At 62.7% G+C, this 15,466-nt stretch carries 13 protein-coding genes and 1 tRNA gene; 4 read left to right on the forward strand and 10 right to left on the reverse strand.

Annotation, left to right across the window (positions count from 1 at the left end):
• Window positions 1-115: 115 nt before the first annotated feature.
• From pmi to FKV68_RS18625, 3 genes are read right to left on the reverse strand one after another with little or no spacing between them, the layout of a single operon-like run.
• Window positions 116-1,273 (reverse strand): mannose-6-phosphate isomerase Pmi, encoded by a 1,158-nt coding sequence (gene pmi, locus FKV68_RS18615; RefSeq protein ID WP_180939249.1) that lies wholly within the window; start codon window positions 1,271-1,273, stop codon window positions 116-118.
• 16 nt (window positions 1,274-1,289) lie between these two features.
• A complete protein-coding gene (locus FKV68_RS18620) occupies window positions 1,290-1,784 on the reverse strand; it encodes a heme-degrading domain-containing protein (RefSeq protein WP_180939250.1) in 495 nt (164 codons plus the stop codon).
• A gap of 27 nt (window positions 1,785-1,811) precedes the next feature.
• Window positions 1,812-2,708: an ROK family protein gene (locus FKV68_RS18625; RefSeq protein WP_180939251.1), complete on the reverse strand. Its 897-nt coding sequence runs from the start codon at window positions 2,706-2,708 to the stop codon at window positions 1,812-1,814.
• A gap of 307 nt (window positions 2,709-3,015) precedes the next feature.
• On the opposite strand from FKV68_RS18625, the gene FKV68_RS18630 reads away from it, so the two are divergent.
• Window positions 3,016-3,092, forward strand: a tRNA-Arg gene (locus tag FKV68_RS18630).
• A 114-nt stretch (window positions 3,093-3,206) separates the two neighbouring features.
• On the opposite strand, the gene FKV68_RS18635 is transcribed toward FKV68_RS18630, so the two are convergent.
• From FKV68_RS18635 to FKV68_RS18645, 3 genes are all read right to left on the reverse strand, one after another.
• Window positions 3,207-4,502, reverse strand: a complete 1,296-nt coding sequence (locus FKV68_RS18635) for an MFS transporter (protein WP_180939252.1) — start codon at window positions 4,500-4,502, stop codon at window positions 3,207-3,209.
• Between the two features lie 75 nt (window positions 4,503-4,577).
• Window positions 4,578-4,979 (reverse strand): MarR family winged helix-turn-helix transcriptional regulator, encoded by a 402-nt coding sequence (locus tag FKV68_RS18640; RefSeq protein WP_180939253.1) that lies wholly within the window; start codon window positions 4,977-4,979, stop codon window positions 4,578-4,580.
• A 120-nt stretch (window positions 4,980-5,099) separates the two neighbouring features.
• Window positions 5,100-5,825 carry an META domain-containing protein gene (locus FKV68_RS18645; protein WP_180939254.1) on the reverse strand — a complete coding sequence of 242 codons (726 nt, stop codon included), beginning with the start codon at window positions 5,823-5,825 and terminating at the stop codon, window positions 5,100-5,102.
• Window positions 5,826-6,144: 319 nt separating this feature from the next.
• Here FKV68_RS18645 and dxr point away from each other — a divergent pair, with 319 nt between their 5' ends.
• The gene (gene dxr / locus FKV68_RS18650; RefSeq protein WP_180939255.1) at window positions 6,145-7,320 is read left to right on the forward strand and encodes a 1-deoxy-D-xylulose-5-phosphate reductoisomerase; all 1,176 of its coding nucleotides are present in this window, start codon (window positions 6,145-6,147) and stop codon (window positions 7,318-7,320) included.
• A gap of 71 nt (window positions 7,321-7,391) precedes the next feature.
• Here dxr and hemA read toward each other — a convergent pair whose 3' ends face one another.
• The 4 genes from hemA to FKV68_RS18670 form a co-directional block, all read right to left on the reverse strand.
• On the reverse strand, window positions 7,392-8,606 hold the full coding sequence (gene hemA, locus FKV68_RS18655; RefSeq protein ID WP_180939256.1) for a 5-aminolevulinate synthase: 1,215 nt from the start codon (window positions 8,604-8,606) through the stop codon (window positions 7,392-7,394).
• Window positions 8,607-8,812: 206 nt separating this feature from the next.
• On the reverse strand, window positions 8,813-9,610 hold the full coding sequence (locus FKV68_RS18660) for an FAD binding domain-containing protein (RefSeq protein ID WP_180939257.1): 798 nt from the start codon (window positions 9,608-9,610) through the stop codon (window positions 8,813-8,815).
• Between the two features lie 15 nt (window positions 9,611-9,625).
• Window positions 9,626-11,974 carry a xanthine dehydrogenase family protein molybdopterin-binding subunit gene (locus FKV68_RS18665; RefSeq protein ID WP_180939258.1) on the reverse strand — a complete coding sequence of 783 codons (2,349 nt, stop codon included), beginning with the start codon at window positions 11,972-11,974 and terminating at the stop codon, window positions 9,626-9,628.
• Between the two features lie 79 nt (window positions 11,975-12,053).
• Entirely contained in the window at window positions 12,054-12,542 is a 489-nt protein-coding gene (locus FKV68_RS18670) for a (2Fe-2S)-binding protein (RefSeq protein WP_180939259.1), read from the reverse strand.
• 424 nt (window positions 12,543-12,966) lie between these two features.
• Between FKV68_RS18670 and FKV68_RS18675 the strand changes: the two genes are divergently transcribed.
• On the forward strand, window positions 12,967-13,218 hold the full coding sequence (locus FKV68_RS18675; RefSeq protein ID WP_180939260.1) for a glycine zipper domain-containing protein: 252 nt from the start codon (window positions 12,967-12,969) through the stop codon (window positions 13,216-13,218).
• Between the two features lie 298 nt (window positions 13,219-13,516).
• On the forward strand, window positions 13,517-15,430 hold the full coding sequence (locus FKV68_RS18680) for an autotransporter assembly complex protein TamA (protein ID WP_180939261.1): 1,914 nt from the start codon (window positions 13,517-13,519) through the stop codon (window positions 15,428-15,430).
• The last annotated feature ends 36 nt before the right edge of the window (window positions 15,431-15,466 follow it).

Here is a 15,466-nt window from a genome sequence, read left to right on the forward strand (position 1 = left end):
AACATACGAGCCAATCACAATTTCACCGTCGGCAAATAAAAAGGGCCCGCCGCGGTTGCGGCAGGCCGTCAGGAAGCAGTTTACAGCGAAGCTCGCGATGCCGGCGTGGGATGTCTCACATCCGCCCGAGACAATCCTCGAGCTCATAGATCGCGCAGACGATGTGATAGAAGCTGCTTGCCGGCGCAGGCTCCTCGACGAAGGCGCCATCCGCCTGCTGCTTGTCGCGCCAGAGACCGCGGATCGGCATTTGGAGGAAGCGGTCGAGGGCGGCGGCTGCCCGCGACGCCGAGGCGAGGTAGCGCTGGCGCTCATCCCCCTCGGTCAGGGCGGCAAAACGGATTGCCGCCTTCAGCCATTCGGTCTGCGGCCAAAGCCGCGCCACCGGGTCGGCCACTGAAAAATCATCGAGAAGCGTCATGATCGCGACGTCACGCTTCGCGCAGATTCCGTGTTCCTCGCCGATCTCGAACAGCCGCCGCGCCTTGGCGATGGCTTCGGCGCGGCCGCGCCGCTCCGCCCAGCGAAGCAGAAGCCACGCCCATTCGAACTGGTGGCCCGGCTCGACGACGCGGCCCTTCGCGCCGGGAAAGGGCGTCCAGTCATGGTCGAAGAATTCGCGCAGCGCACCGGTTTCGGCATCGATGAAATGATCCATCGCCAACTGGGCGATTTCGTCGGCAAGGTTGGCCCAGGCCACCCGGTCGAAGCCTTCGACCGTTTCGCTTGCGAGGCACGCTTCGAAGAGATGCATATGCGGATTGGAACCGAGCGGCAGGCGGAACGGATTGTCCTCTTCGAACCCTGCGATCGGATGCTTGCAATGGGCCTCCAGCCTTCGCCTGAGATCATTGCTGCGCTCGGCCATCTCGCCGCTCCGCTTCGGGAAGACTTGCGCGAGATAGGCGAAAGCAAGCAGCGCGAAGGCTTGGTTGTAAAGATCGAAGGATGGGTCGATCAGCTCGCCGTCGGCATCGGCGAGCGCACCGTAGAAGCCGCCCGGCAGCCCATAGACACGGTCGAAATAGGCAAGCCCGGCCTCGGCAACCGTCCGCCAGTCCCCCGGCCAGCCGCGCCGTCCGGCCTCGGCGAAGCAGTAGACCTGCCGCGGCTGCACCCGCGAGCGCCGGTTGGCCCGCGTCGGCTCACCCTTGATGTCGATCGTCTCGACGAAGCCGCCGCCGGCCGCGTCGAAACCCTTTTGCCGCCAGAGCGGCAAGGCAGCGTCGGCGAGCCAGCCGGCAAGTTCGCGCGCCTGCGAATGAATATCCATTCCGTGTCCGTTCCTGTCAGTCCTCGAGCTTCAGCGTGGCGTGATCGGTCTTGAACAATTCCGCCAGCGCCTCGACGACGAGATTATGGTCCTCGCGCTGCGGCAATCCGGAAACCGTGACGGCACCGATGCAGCCCGTGCCCTTGAGGACGATCGGGAAACTGCCGCCATGCGCGGCGTATTCGGCATCCGGCAGGCCGAGTTTCGCCTGCAGGTTCGTCTGTTGCTTCAACAGGCCGAGGCCGGTCGCGTAGCTGCTCTTGAACAGCCGGAAGACGGTGTTGCGCTTGCGCCTAACCCAGTTCGGATTGTCCGGCGTCGCGCCCTCGAGCGCAGCGTAGAAGACCTGCATGGAAAAGAGCGTGATGTCGATGACCACGCCGAGCTTGCGCTCGGCCGCCATACGCCGAAGCGCCGAGCCGAGTTCCCAGGCCGTGTCGAGATTGAACTGCTCGAACTGCAGTTCCCGCTCCTGCAGCGCGATGCGGCGCAGATCGTTGTCGATGTTCATGATATCTCCTTGCTCTAAGGTCAGGGCTCAGCTCTTCCAGAGCCAGGCGGCACCACGCACGCCGGAACTGTCGCCGTGCACCGCCTTGCGGATCGGCGTCTCGAAACTGTCGCCGAAGATGTACCTGGTGATCAGCGCCGGCAGTTCGCCGTAGATCTCGTCGACATTGGACATGCCGCCGCCGAGCACGAAGACGTCCGGGTCGACAACATTGGTGAGCAGCGCCAGGCTGCGGGCAAGACGATCGACAAAGCGTTCATAGACGCCCATCGCCACGGGGTCGCCGGCGCGCTTCGCCTCGATGATATCCCTGCCGCGGCGGTCGATGCCGGTCGTCGTGCGGTAGTCGAGCTCCAGTCCGGTGCCGCAGGCATACATGTCGAGACAGCCGAGCTTGCCGCACCAGCACTTGTGGCCGGGATATTCCTCCCGCGTCATCCAGGGCAGCGGATAGTGCCCGATCTCGGCGGCAACGCCCTGGTAGCCCGCGTGAACCTTCTTCCCGATGGCAAGCCCGCCGCCATGTCCCGTGCCGACGATTACGCCGAAGACGACGCGGGCGTCCTTGCCCGCCCCGTCCACCGCCTCCGAAACGGCAAGGCAATTGGCGTCGTTGGCGAGCCGAACCTCGCGGCCGAGGGCGGCTTCAAGATCGCGGCCGAGCGGCTTGCCGTTGATGAGGACGGCATTGGAGTTGCGCACGATGCCCGTGCGCGGATTGGGGCTGCCGGGAATGCCTATGCCGATCGATCCGCGCGCGCCGGCCGTCTGTTCGGCGGCGGCCACGAGGTCGATCACGGCGCGGATGCAGTCGTCATAACCGCTGGTCGGCGTTGCGACCCGGTGCCGGGCGCGCGTTTCGCCATCGCGGTCGAGCGCGATGACTTCCATTTTCGTGCCGCCCCAATCAATTCCGATGAACATGTGTGGATCAGATCTCAGGATGGATATCGAGGAAACGGCAGGACGCTCCTCCGGCCCCGCCGCTGGCCCTTGCTTAACATCTGCAACGTCGCAGATGCTACTGCATAATTCCTTAAATCCTGTTCGATTTAAGGACAAAATTATGCAGCAATTCAAATCCTACAGCGACCTTTGCGCGTCTGATAAGACGCGCGGCGCTGTAGAGTGGGATGCGGAAAAGTGCGAAGCGGCATATCGCAAATCGGCAGAACGCCGTGCAAAAACACTTGGCGAACGAGCCTTGCTTTTGTATGGGTCTATACCGAGTGGTCCCGTAGCTCAGCAGGATAGAGCATCAGATTCCTAATCTGGGGGTCGCGCGTTCGAATCGCGCCGGGATCACCATTTTCCGCTTTTTGTAGATCGCCACGACCATGCTCGCCGCCGCTTGATAGCCGGCCGGATCGAAACAGCGAAAGGCCCGCTTCGAGCGGGCCTTCTGTTGCCTGGGCGATGCGCCTACGCCGGTTGCGGCACCATGATCGCGGAGTCCGGCTTCCTTAACAGCAGAACCGAGATCGCAGCGACCATGCACATGACGCCGGCAATCTGCAGGGCCGGCATGTAGGTATCGAAGTCGCTCTTGAAGTAACCGGCACCGAAAGCCGCGGTCGCCGCGCCGAGCTGGTGGCCGGCAAACACCCAGCCGAAGACGAGGCCAGCTTTTTCACGACCGAATTTTTCGGCTGCGATCTTGACGGTCGGCGGCACGGTCGCCACCCAGTCGAGGCCGTAGAAGATTGCAAAGACCGACAGTTCCACGAAGCTGAAGCCCGAAACCGACAGATAGATCAACGACAAGCCGCGCAGGCCGTAGAACCAGAAGAGCAGCCAGCGGTTGTCATAGCGGTCGGAGAGCCAGCCGGCGAAGATCGTGCCGAAGAAGTCGAAGATGCCGATCACAGCCAGCGTGCTCGCCGCCGTCACCGCAGCCATGCCAAAATCACCGCAGATCGAGATCCAGTGCGTCTGGATGAGCCCATTGGTGGAAAGCCCGCAGACGAAGAAGGTTCCGAACAGAACCCAGAAAGTGGCACTGCCGGTTGCATCGCGGAGCGCGAAGAGCGGAGAGACAAGCGTCGCCAGCAGCTTGTGGTCCTGTTCCGGCGGCTTCGACACCGCAGCGTCGCCAAAGGCAGGCAGTCCGACATCGGCGGGATAATCACGCATCAGGAGGAGCACCAGCAACATGGCTGCTGCAATGACCGCCACGGTGACCGTCAGCGCCGCGCGCCAACCATAGGCTTCGGTCATTGCCGCGAGAAGGGGAAGGAAGACGAGCTGGCCGGTTGCGTTGCTGGCTGTCATCAGCCCGACGACTAGGCCTCGACGCTTGGAGAACCAGCGGGTTGCAACGGTCGCGCCGAGCACCAGCGCCGTCATTCCCGTGCCGACCCCGATTACCACGCCCCAGAGTGCCACGAGTTGCCAGACTTCGGTCATGAACAGCGACATGACGAGGCCGGCCATGATGAGCGCCAGTGCCGTCGTGACCACCTGCCGCACGCCGAAATGATTCATGAACGCGGCAGCGAAGGGCCCCAGCAGACCGAAGAGCACGAGGCGGACGGCCATGGCCGAGGAAATATCGGCAATGTCCCAGCCAAACTCCGCGTGCAGCGGCTGGATCATTACGCCGGCCGAACCCATGGCGCCGGCGGTGGCCAGCATGGTGAGGAAGGTGGTGGCGGCAACCGCCCATCCATAGTGAAGGTTTCTGTCGGCCATCCAGCGGGCGGCGCCATTGGAGATCATCTTAGCATCCTTTCCTGATCGTCGCCGCAGCTGCAGCGCGCATTGCGGGTATATGCCCGCTTTTGCATAAAAGAATCAGAGCTCCCTGAGCAGCTCCAGCAGTTGTTTCGTCTTCTCCGGTCCGAGACGGACCTCGATATTCTCCTGGACACTGTCCCAGAGAGGGGCGCCTTTTGCGAGCAGGCCGCGACCCTTCTCCGTCAGTGTCAGCATGGCTTCGCGCTGGTCTTCACCGTGACCGATCGCAACCAGTCCCATGCGCTCCAGCACCTTCGTATTGCGGCCCACCGTCGAACGGTCGAGTTCTACCTTGCCGGCAAGCTCGGTGAGCGAGACCGGCTCCAGCCGGTTGATGTTCCGGAGCAGGCTGAACTGCCCGATATTCACGCCGAGCGGCGCCAGCGCCTCGTCATAGTAGGACGAGACCTTTCGGGAGGCTTGGCGCAGCACGATGCAATGACATGTTTCGCTTGGCATAGCACGGGTATATACCCGTAGTTCCTTTTGCGCAAGAGGACGGATCCGGAATGCCGCTGACGCAATCGCCCTTGCGGTTCTCCAAACCCGACGAAGACGGGAAACGCTTATGGCTGTCGACTATCCAGTCTTACGGCAAGCGATGCCGGGATCATCCTCGCCCTTCGCGACATCAAAGAGCGTCGCCTCCTCGCCCTCGGTCCACCAGACATATCGGCCGCCGGCGTATCTTGCGCCAGATCCGGAGATGACCGCCGAAGCGACGATATAGGTGCCGCCGATCGAGAACGTCACCAGCGAGACCGGGCCGGCATTGATATATTCGGCCTCGACGGTCTCGCCGCCGCAATCATAACGAACCTTCTGTCGATCGACGGCGCCGGCATCGGGGATGTTGAGCGTGACTTCAGCGACACCAGCGGCCGCAGCCTCCATTGAGGTGAGCCGCATGACCGGCGTACCATCCGGCCTCGTCAGCGTCAGTCTTCCGCCGTCAATCCTCCAGGTAAGCCCGTCGCGCAGCGTGTCGAAGAACTTCTGCTCCTGGTCCATGATTGCGGGTGCGCACATCTTGCGCGCCGCAGCAGTTGGCCCAAATGTGATCGTGGTGCCTGAAAGGCTGAAAGCACCGGTGAAATTGTTGCAGCCGGCCATGCCGCCATAGGTGCCATCCTCGCGTATCTCGAGCACGGTCTGAAGGTCGTCGATCACGCCGCCGCCGCCGATATCCTCAGCAAGCCAGGAGCCGATCAGTTCTTCCGGCACCCTTTCGGCGGCGACGATCTGCGTCGAAGTCAGCTCGATCAACACGCAGGCGCAGGACGCGGCAGTCAGAGCTTTCAGCATCTCGAACTCCTCCACAAATCAGCACGTATTCGCTGCCTGTACCGATGCTACTGCATGTTTCCTTACATCGTAGCCGATTTAAGGATAAAAACATGCAGCGATTCAAAGTGCTACAGCGACCTTTGCGCGTCTAACAAGACGCGCGGCGCTGTAGGAAGTCACGACACAGGACGCGAGCGGAAAACGCTTCGCCTGAGCCTTACCCCGCTGTCTGCGAGCGATGCGATGGAGGGACAGCAAGTCCGCCCTTGTTGCCCGCGGCATTCGGCTGTAGAGCCTAAAGCAAATCTTACAAACGAGAAGAACACGGGATTTGGCAATGGCATCCGGCGACAGCACGAAGCGCCGTCTGACGATATTGGGCTCCACGGGCTCGATCGGCACAAACACGCTCGACGTCATCGAACGGCTCGGCGGGCGAGAACGCTTCGAGGTCGCCGCGCTGACCGGAAACGGCAACATCCCGCTGCTTGCCGAACAGGCGCGCCGGCTCGGCGCCGAACTGGCGGTGACCGCGGACGACAATCTTTATCAGGACCTGAAATCGGCGCTTGCCGGCAGCGGGATCGCGGTTGCCGCCGGTCGCAGCGGCTTGACCGAGGCGGCCGAGCGCGACGCCGGCTGGGTGATGGCGGCAATCGTCGGCAATGCCGGCCTTGCCCCGACACTTGCCGCTGCTAGGCGCGGGGCCGATATCGCGCTTGCCAACAAGGAATGTCTGGTCTCCGCCGGCAGCCTCTTCGTCGATGCGGTCAAGAAGGGCGGCGGCCGGCTGCTGCCCGTCGACAGCGAACACAATGCGATCTTCCAGGTGCTGGAAAACGATCAGCGCCATGCCGTCGAGCGGATCATCCTGACGGCCTCCGGCGGACCGTTCCGCACCAAATCGCTCGATGAGATGCGCCATGTTACGGCCGAGACGGCGCGCGCCCATCCGAACTGGTCGATGGGGCTGAAGATCTCGATCGACAGCGCCTCGATGTTCAACAAGGCGCTGGAAATGATCGAGGCGCGCCATATCTTCGGGCTCAACCCCGAGCAGATCGAGGTCATCGTGCATCCGCAGTCGGTCATCCATTCGATGGTCGGCTACAGCGACGGATCGGTGCTGGCGCAGCTCGGCTGCCCCGACATGCGCACCGCGATCGGCTATGCGCTTTCCTATCCGAGCCGGTGCGATCTGCCGGTCGAGCGGCTCGATTTCGCAAAGCTTTCGCGGCTCGATTTCGAGGCGCCGGACGAAATCCGCTTTCCGGCCCTGCGCCTGGCGCGGCGCGCCATGGAAGCCGGCGGGGTCCAGGGCGCCGTGCTGAACGGCGCCAAGGAAACCGCGCTCGAGGCCTTCATCAAGGGACGGGCCGGTTTCCTTGCCATGGCCGAAATCGTCGAGAAGGTGATGGACGCGCTTGCCGACCTGCCTGCAGCCGCCACCATGGATGATGTCTTCGCGGCGGACGAAAAAGCCCGGCAGATGGCTGCCGGGTTCATTCCGTGACGCAATTCCACGAAAAGTACGTAACGGCTTTCCGTCCGGAATTGCGTGGGCTTCAAAGAGTCAGGCTGCGCTTACGCGACGGCCCTTGCCAGCGCACAGCGCGACCACAACGAATGCAACGCGCCGACCAGATGGTCGATATCGGCATCCGAATGCAGCGGCGTCGGGGTGATGCGCAGGCGCTCGGTCTTCTTCGGCACCGTCGGATAGTTGATCGGCTGGACGTAGACGCCGAAATTGTCGAGCAGCAAGTCGGAGATCCACTTGCACTTGGCAGCATCGCCCACCATCACCGGCACGATGTGGCTCGGATTGACCATGTGCGGGATGCCGCGCTGGTCGAGCAGCGAACGCAGCCGACGCACGCGCTCCTGATGCGCGAAACGTTCGACCTGGCTTTCCTTCAGGTGCCTGATGGAAGCGAGCGCACCGGCTGCAAGCGCCGGCGGCAACGCCGTCGTGAAGATGAAGCCGGAAGCGAACGAGCGGACGAAATCGCAAAGCGCGGTCGAGCCGGTGATGTAGCCGCCCATGACGCCGAAGGCCTTGCCGAGCGTGCCTTCGATCACCGTCAGCCGGTGCATCAGCCCCTCGCGTTCGGCAATGCCGCCGCCGCGCGGGCCGTACATGCCGACAGCGTGCACTTCGTCGAGATAGGTCATCGCGCCGTACTTGTCGGCAAGATCGCAGAATTCCTTGATTGGCGCGATGTCGCCATCCATCGAGTAGACGGATTCAAAGGCGATGATTTTGGGCGCACGCGGATCGGCCGCGGCAAGCTTGGCTTCGAGATCGGCGACAGAATTGTGCTTGAAGATCACGCGTTCGCATTTCGAATGGCGGATCCCCTCGATCATCGAAGCATGATTCCCGGCGTCAGAGAAGACGATGATACCGGGAATCTTGGAACAGAGCGTTCCAAGCGCGGCCCAGTTCGACACATAGCCGGAGGTGAACAGGAGGGCGGCTTCCTTGCCGTGCAGATCGGCAAGCTCGCGTTCGAGGAGGACGTGGTAGTGATTGGTGCCGGAGATGTTGCGCGTGCCGCCGGCGCCGGCACCGCATTCGTCGATCGCCCGCTTCATCGCTTCGGTCACGACCGGAGACTGACCCATGCCGAGATAGTCGTTCGAGCACCAGACGGTCACTTCCTGGGTGCCTTCGGCCGTGTGGCGCGTCGCCCTCGGAAACTCACCGCGATGGCGGGCTAGATCCGCGAAAACCCGATAGCGGCCTTCCTGATGCAGCCCGTCCAGCTCGTTTTTGAAGAAACTCTCGAAATCCATCATCATCTCCAGTGCCCTGACGCCTTTCTTGATTCAAAGCAATCAGCGGTCAACCCCGGAAAGACCCCCGCTCCTGCGGCAAAAGGCCTCTACTTTTGAACTATTCCAAAACAGCTAGCGCAACTCAATCCCCTCAACTTTGATCGAAGTCAAGCTTTTGCAAAAAAGGACGGCCGGAGCCGCCCTTTTTCAATACTTAAGTCCCATCAAGCCGCGGCCACGGCGCGCTTGGTCATAACCTTGATTAGGTTGGCGCGGTAGACAGCACTGGCATGAAGGTCTGCCAGCAAATCCGATGCATCCACGGAGACATTGCCGACCGCATCCGGCGACCAGTTGCCGGCAAGTGCCGCCTCCATGCCCTGATGGCGAAAGACACCACTCGAACCCGCTCCGGTCACGGCAACGCGCACGTCGCCATTGTCGCGACGCACGACGAAGACGCCAGCCATCGCGTAGCGCGAGGCCGGGTTCGGGAACTTCTGGTACGCCGCCTTCGCCGGCGCATCGAAGGTGATGGCGGTAATGATCTCGCCATCGTCCAACGCCGTCTCGAACAGCCCGGTGAAGAAGTCCGCCGCCGCGATCTCGCGGCTGTTGGTGACGATCGTCGCGTCGAGCGCCAGCATCGCCGCCGGATAGTCCGCCGCCGGATCATTGTTGGCAATGGAGCCGCCGATCGTTCCCATGTTGCGGACATGCGGGTCGCCGATATGACTGGCCAGCGCGCAGATCGCCGGGCAGACCGCCCCGAGTTCGGCCGACGACGCGACCTCGCGATGGGTCGTCGCCGCGCCGATCCGCACGGATCGTCCGTTGACCGTGATCCCTTTCATTTCGGCGATGTGCCGAAGATCGACGAGATCGCTTGGCGCCGCGAGCCGCTGTTTCATCGTCGCAATGAGCGTCATGCCGCCGGCGAGATATTTGCCTTCGGCGGCTCCGCCGATCAGCTTCACCGCCTCCTGCACGGAGGCCGGCCTATGATAGTTGGTCTCATACATCTCTGGTCCTCCGTATCACTTGGCGGCATGGGCCGCAGCCCATACCTTCTCGGGCGTCGCGGGCATGGTAAGCGCGTTGTTGCCGATCGCGTCGGTGATCGCATTGATCAGCGCCGGCGGCGAACCGATCGCACCCGCTTCGCCGCAACCCTTGACGCCGAGCGGATTGTTCGGACACGGCGTATTCGAGGTCGACACCTTGAAGGACGGCAGGTTATCGGCACGCGGCATGGCGTAGTCCATATAGCTCGCCGTCAGGAGCTGGCCGTTTTCTGGATCGTAATGGACGCCCTCGAGCAGGGCCTGGCCGATACCCTGCGCCAGCCCGCCATGCACCTGACCCTCGACGATCATCGGGTTGATAAGGTTGCCGAAATCGTCCGCCGCGACGAACTGGACGATCTCCGTCTGCCCGGTTTCCGGGTCGACTTCCACCTCGCAGATGTAGCATCCGGCCGGGAACGTGAAATTCGACGGATCGTAGAAGGCGCCCTCCTTCAGGCCGGGCTCCATTCCGGCCGGCAGGTTGTGGGCAGTGTAGGCGGCAAGCGCCATCTGGAACCAGGGCACCGACTTGTCGGTACCGGCAACCTTCAGCTCGCCGTTTTCGATGACGATGTCGCTTTCGTCTGCCTCCATGAGATGCGCGGCGATCTTCCTGGCCTTGGCCTCGACCTTGTCCAATGCCTTGACGACCGCCGACATGCCGACGGCACCGGACCGGGAGCCATAGGTTCCCATTCCCATCTGCACCTTGTCCGTGTCGCCATGGACGATATTGACGCTGTCGATCGGCACGCCGAAGCGCTCTGCGACGAGCTGGGCAAAGGTCGTCTCGTGCCCCTGGCCGTGGCTATGCGAGCCGGTCATCACCTCGATCGTGCCGACCGCATTGACCCTGACTTCTGCCGATTCCCAAAGGCCGACGCCGGCGCCGAGCGAGCCGACGGCGGAAGACGGCGCAAGCCCGCAAGCCTCGATATAGCAGCTCATGCCGATGCCCCGCTTCATGCCGGTCCGCGCCGCTTCCGCCTTCCGGGCGGCAAAGCCGTCCCAGTCGGCCGCCGCCATAGCGGCATTCAGCGACGCATCGTAGTCGCCGGCGTCGTAGTTCATGATCACCGGCGTCTGATGGGGGAAGGTGCGGATGAAGTTGATCCGCCGCAGCTCGGCGGGCGAAAGACCGAGTTCCCGTGCCGCAATCTCCATCGTCCGCTCGAGGAGATAGGTGGCCTCCGGCCGCCCCGCGCCGCGATAGGCATCGACCGGAGCGGTGTTGGTATAGACCGTGCGGACATTGGCATGGATCGCCGGGATATCGTATTGCCCGGAGAGCAACGTCGCATAGAGATAGGTCGGCACGCACGAGGAGAAGAGCGACATATAGGCGCCGAGATTGGCGATGGTGTCGACTTTCAGCGCGGTGATTTTGTTAGAGCTGTCGAACGCCATCTTCACGGTCGACACGTGATCGCGGCCGTGGGCGTCGGTCATGAAGGCTTCGGTACGGTCGCACGTCCACTTCACCGGCACGCCGGTCCGCTTCGAGGCCCAGAGACAGACGATCTCCTCCGGATAAATGTAGATCTTCGAGCCGAAACCACCGCCGACATCGGGTGCGATCACCCGCAACTTGTTTTCCGGCGCGACGTTGTAGAAGGCGCTCATCACCAGCCGGGCAACATGCGGATTCTGGCTGGTCGTGTAGCAGGTGTAGTGGTCGTCGCCCGAGTCGTAGATGCCGAGGGCCGCGCGCGGCTCCATTGCATTCGGCGACAGGCGGTTGTTGAGGATCTTCACCTCCGTTACATGCGCCGCCGCCGCGATCGCCGCATCCGTCGCCGCCGCATCGCCCAACTGCCAGTCGAAGATCAGATTGTTCGGCGCTTCCGGATGCAGCTGGGGCTGACCGTCTGCGAGCGCCTTGACCGGATCGGTGACCACCGGCAGCGCATCGTAATCGACGACCACAGCCTCGGCCGCATCGCGCGCTTCGTTCACGCTGTCGGCGACGACCACCGCGACCGCATCGCCGACATAGCGCACCGTCTGGTCGGCCAGCGGTCTCCAGGCGCCCATCTTCATCGGCGAGCCGTCCTTTGAGTGGATCATCCAGCCGCAAATGAGGTTCCCGATGCCGTCTGCGGTGAGCTGCTTGCCATCGAGCACGTCGATGACGCCGGGCATCGCTTTCGCCGCCGCGGCATCGATGCTCTTGATCTTCGCGTGCGCGTGCGGGCTGCGCACGAACACGGCGTATTTCATGCCCGGCACGCTCATATCGTCCGTGTAGCGGCCCTTTCCGGTCAGGAACCGCTTGTCTTCCTTGCGCGCCACCCGCGCGCCAATTCCTTCAACGCCCATTGCCTATCTCCTCCCGAGACATTCAGCGAAAGTGCTGCGATGAAACCGTCTGGGACGTTTTCGTCCCTGTGAAAGCGCCTCATTCGGCCGCTTGGCGGACGCCGCCCATCTCGGCCGCGGCGGCGAGGATCGCCTTGACGACATTGTGGTAGCCGGTGCAGCGACAGATATTGCCCTCGAGCTCGGCGCGCACCGTCGCCTCGTCGAGGTTGCTGCCGTGCCGGGCGATCATATCGACGGCCGTCATCACCATGCCGGGCGTGCAGAATCCGCATTGCAGCCCGTGATGCGCCTTGAATGCCGCCTGGACCGGATGAAGCTCGCCGTCCTTTGCCAACCCTTCGATGGTGGTGATCGATGAGCCTGCCGCTTGCACTGCAAGAATCGAACAGCTCTTAACCGACAGCCCGTCCATATGGATGACGCAGGCGCCGCACTGCGACGTCTCGCAGCCGACATGCGTCCCGGTCAGTCCAAGATTTTCGCGGATAAAGTGCACCAGTAGCGTCCGGTCATCGCACGTGCCGCTGACCTGGCGGCCGTTGACCGTCATCGTTATTTTCGCCATTTCGCTCCTCCGGGGTCGGTCGTGCCAACTTGAGCGCGGCTTCAATTCGGGTGACATGCGTCCACGCGACTGAAGTACGCGCCAACTGATATCTATGCCCTTGCCCGCGGGCCCGCTCCTCCCGGACTGACGCGGCGCTTTGTATCATTTGTCTTTTTTTGGAATGCCGCAACCGTTTCGGCCAACGCGCGACAAAAAAATTCCGCGGTGGCTGTGACTGCGGGAACAGCGCCTTCATGTTCCGTTCAGGAAACATCGCATTATCTGGCGCCGGGACCATTTCGGCCGCCCCGTGGACTTTCCCGGGCGGCTGTTTATTGTCCCGAATGCAAGTTCAAGTGGCGGAGACGTTCGTCGACCCGCCTTTCAATCCAGGGACGGACGAAGCGACAAGCTGAGATCCGTAGAGATCGGAGAGGACAATATGAAGAAAGCCATCGCACTGGTGCTGGTCGCCTTGTCGGTCGCAAGCTGCACGCAGACGGAAAAGGGCGCCGGCATCGGTGCTGCATCGGGCGCGATCATCGGCGGCGCCATCTCGAACGACGTGCGCGGCGCGGCTGTCGGCGCAGCCATCGGTGGCGTCGGGGGCGCGCTTATCGGCCATGCCACCGAACAGCCGGGCCAGTGCTACTACCGCGACCGCTACGGCCGCCGCTATATCGACCGTTGCTGATTGCCGTGGCAATCGCAGACCAGTGGCCCCGGAGCGATCCGGGGCTTTTTTATTGTCGGTAGCGAGGCGGCCCCGCCGGCTCCGAGCCACGGCAGCTTTAGCGTAAAGCCGCGTTGTTGTGCCTGAAGGACAACATAAAGAGTCCGTTTTGCCGAAAATCCGCCCCGAATCGTCGCTTCGGGGTGGATGCGGCAGCCCGTCATCGTTAACAGATAGAAAACTTTGTTCTGCTATAGTGGCCTGTGCCGCATATGCAGGCAGTTTGTTAAGAGTCGCCTGAAACGGGATGCGGAGAGCGATGTCTCCAGCACGGTCGAGTATTGCGCACTGGAAGGCAGCAACCGCGCTCGCAGTTGTCGCTTCGGCGCTGTTCGGCCCGTTTTCCATCGACCAGGCCCACGCCTTCAGGCTCTTCGGCATGCGCTTCTTCGAAAGCGACGAGGAAGAAGTCCAGGTCATCAACCCGGTCAACTACGCCCTGACATTCGAGGCCGGCACCGACGACAAGGAGCTGCGGGAGGCCATAGAGAACAGTTCGATGCTCTTCCAGGACCGGGAAAAGCCGGTCTCGGGCGATCTCGGCCTCGCGATCAAGGCACGCGACGACCGGGAGCGTATTCTCGCGGCCCTTTATGAGAAGGCCCGCTACGGCGGAACCGTAACCATTCTGGTCAACGGACAGAATATCGACAGCCTGCCACCCGATCCGTCCTTCCCCAAGGGCAAACCTGTGCCGGTTTCGGTCACGGTCATGCCCGGGCCGGCGTTTACGTTGGACTCGGTCAGATTCGAAGGTGATGCCGCCGGGCTCGACCCGGCCACTTACGATCTGAAGCGCGGCGCCCGCGCCGACTCGATATTGATAATCAAGGCGGGCGAGCAGATCGTGAACGATCTGAAGGAGCAGAGCCGCCCCCTGGCAAAGCTGACGGAGCGCAGCGTCGTCGCCGACCATGCCACGTCTACGGTCGACGTCACGATCAGCGCCGCCGGAGGACCGGTCGCGCCGGTCGGACAGCTCACGGTTACCGGCACGAAGACCGTCGACGCGGATTTCGTCAGGGATTATTCCCGCCTCAACCACGGCCGCCCCTACTCGCCGGAAAATATCCGCAAGGCCGCCGAGCGCCTGCGCCAGTTGAACGTTTTTTCGAGCGTCACGATCAAGGAAGCCGATGCGCTGACACCCGACGGCGCGATCCCAATGAACATCGAGGTGTCCGAAGGCAAGCACCGCTATTTCGGCTTCGGCGGCCAGGTCTCGACCACCGACGGCCTCGGCGTGCAGGGCTATTGGGGCCATCGCAACCTCTTTGGCCGCGCAGAATCCGTGCGAATAGAAGGCTCGGTCAACCGCATCGGCGAGACCACGGACGTCGGCGGCCTCGACTATTCCGCCGGTATCCTGTTCGCGAAACCTGGCGCCTTCGGGCCCGCATCGACCTTTACGGCAAGCCTCACGGCCAGCCTCGTCGACCCGGACGCCTACCGCGCAAAGATGATCACCGGGGCGGCCGGCGCGACATTCGAGCTTTCGCCGCAGGATACCTTCTCCGGCGGTGCGGAATTGAGCTGGGCCGACGTCGACGACGCTTTCGGCAAGAACTCCTACCTTACCGCCAGCATCCCGCTCGAATATGTCCGCGACACGCGCGACGACAAGTTGAACGCAACGGAAGGCTATCGAGCCCTGATCAACGCCAAACCGAGCTACGAGATCGAGGGGCAGACCTTCTTCAGTTCGTTCGAGGCCTCGGCTTCCGGCTTTTACGCGCTCGGCGACGAAAAGCGCTTCGTTCTTGCCGGCAAGCTCGGCGCGGGCGTGCTTGTCGGCGGCAACGAGCTTGTCGACATTCCGGCGCCTCGGCGCTTCTACCTCGGTGGCGGCGGGTCGGTGCGCGGCTATTCTTATCAGGAGATCAGCCCGCGCGACGAAAACAACGATATCACGGGCGGCCGCTCCTATGTCAGCGCCTCGCTGGAAGCGCGCATCGCGATTACCGACACGATCGGCATCGTCCCCTTCCTCGACGCCGGTACCGTTTCGGAAAACACGACCCCCGATTTCTCCGATATCCGCGCCGGCGCCGGCATCGGCCTGCGCTATGCCACCCCTTTCGGACCGATCCGGTTGGATTTTGCGGTCCCACTCAACAAATATCCAGACGGGACCGACTACGGCATCTACGCCGGCATCGGCCAGTCCTTCTGAATTGCGCCTGATTTCGTTGATAGTTCAGGCAGATAT

It is taken from the genome of Sinorhizobium mexicanum, from assembly GCF_013488225.1.
Classification (GTDB): Bacteria; Pseudomonadota; Alphaproteobacteria; order Rhizobiales; family Rhizobiaceae; genus Sinorhizobium; species Sinorhizobium mexicanum.

What these genes read in the sequence shown, in the direction of transcription:
- FKV68_RS18680 (WP_180939261.1), top strand. Translation starts at nt 13,517, where the DNA reads ATGTCTCCAGCACGGTCGAGTATTGCGCACTGGAAGGCAGCAACCGCG.
- FKV68_RS18665 (WP_180939258.1), bottom strand. Translation starts at nt 11,974, where the DNA reads ATGGGCGTTGAAGGAATTGGCGCGCGGGTGGCGCGCAAGGAAGACAAG.
- FKV68_RS18675 (WP_180939260.1), top strand. Translation starts at nt 12,967, where the DNA reads ATGAAGAAAGCCATCGCACTGGTGCTGGTCGCCTTGTCGGTCGCAAGC.
- FKV68_RS18620 (WP_180939250.1), bottom strand. Translation starts at nt 1,784, where the DNA reads ATGAACATCGACAACGATCTGCGCCGCATCGCGCTGCAGGAGCGGGAA.
- FKV68_RS18635 (WP_180939252.1), bottom strand. Translation starts at nt 4,502, where the DNA reads ATGATCTCCAATGGCGCCGCCCGCTGGATGGCCGACAGAAACCTTCAC.
- pmi (WP_180939249.1), bottom strand. Translation starts at nt 1,273, where the DNA reads ATGGATATTCATTCGCAGGCGCGCGAACTTGCCGGCTGGCTCGCCGAC.
- FKV68_RS18645 (WP_180939254.1), bottom strand. Translation starts at nt 5,825, where the DNA reads ATGCTGAAAGCTCTGACTGCCGCGTCCTGCGCCTGCGTGTTGATCGAG.
- hemA (WP_180939256.1), bottom strand. Translation starts at nt 8,606, where the DNA reads ATGGATTTCGAGAGTTTCTTCAAAAACGAGCTGGACGGGCTGCATCAG.
- FKV68_RS18670 (WP_180939259.1), bottom strand. Translation starts at nt 12,542, where the DNA reads ATGGCGAAAATAACGATGACGGTCAACGGCCGCCAGGTCAGCGGCACG.
- FKV68_RS18640 (WP_180939253.1), bottom strand. Translation starts at nt 4,979, where the DNA reads ATGCCAAGCGAAACATGTCATTGCATCGTGCTGCGCCAAGCCTCCCGA.
- FKV68_RS18660 (WP_180939257.1), bottom strand. Translation starts at nt 9,610, where the DNA reads ATGTATGAGACCAACTATCATAGGCCGGCCTCCGTGCAGGAGGCGGTG.
- dxr (WP_180939255.1), top strand. Translation starts at nt 6,145, where the DNA reads ATGGCATCCGGCGACAGCACGAAGCGCCGTCTGACGATATTGGGCTCC.
- FKV68_RS18625 (WP_180939251.1), bottom strand. Translation starts at nt 2,708, where the DNA reads ATGTTCATCGGAATTGATTGGGGCGGCACGAAAATGGAAGTCATCGCG.